The sequence below is a fragment of the Caldalkalibacillus mannanilyticus JCM 10596 genome (assembly GCF_000615945.1).
Taxonomy (GTDB): Bacteria; Bacillota; Bacilli; order Caldalkalibacillales; family JCM-10596; genus Bacillus_AT; species Bacillus_AT mannanilyticus.
On sequence record NZ_BAMO01000105.1, the window covers coordinates 1 to 705 of the forward strand.

At 40.7% G+C, this 705-nt stretch carries 1 protein-coding gene; it reads left to right on the forward strand.

Features of this window, described 5'->3' with window-relative positions; translation table 11 throughout:
* Positions 1–155: 155 nt before the first annotated feature.
* The coding region (locus tag JCM10596_RS22910; protein WP_025029062.1) for a flagellin N-terminal helical domain-containing protein at positions 156–705 on the forward strand (550 nt) is incomplete at its 3' end.

Here is a 705-nt window from a genome sequence, read left to right on the forward strand (position 1 = left end):
CTCAGGCTATCTTTTTTTTTTTCTTGAAGTATTAAACTCTTATGCATGACTGTCGATATAAATAATAGAAAGGCGTTCAGCAATGTCCTTAGCATTTGTTGAACTTCTTCCCACAAGGAAGTGGGGAATCCACAAACTCAAGGAGGAAAAAGAAAATGAGAATTAATAACAACATTATGGCGTTAAATGCACACAAGGCATTAACATCGAACACAGGACAAGTAGGAAAATCATTAGAGAAATTATCATCAGGACTACGTATTAACCGTGCAGGAGATGACGCAGCAGGACTCGCGATCTCTGAAAAAATGCGTGGACAGATCCGCGGATTAAACATGGCAACGAAGAACGCTCAAGATGGAATTTCTTTAATCCAAACAGCAGAGGGTGCGTTAAACGAAACTCACTCCATCCTACAACGTATGCGTGAGCTAGCTGTACAATCAGCGAACGATACGAATACGAACGAAGACCGTGCTGAGCTTCAAAAAGAGGTAACAGCTTTAATCGCTGAAATCGATCGTATCTCCACAGATACAGAGTTCAACACACAAAAGCTACTTAATGGATCGTTTTCAGGCAAGCTGATTCATATTGGTGCGAATGCCTCTCAAACATTGTCTGTGACAATTGGCAACATGGGAACAACTTCATTAGGAATTAATGCTATTAGTGTAGCTTCACAAACTGGTGCAAATGCTGCGA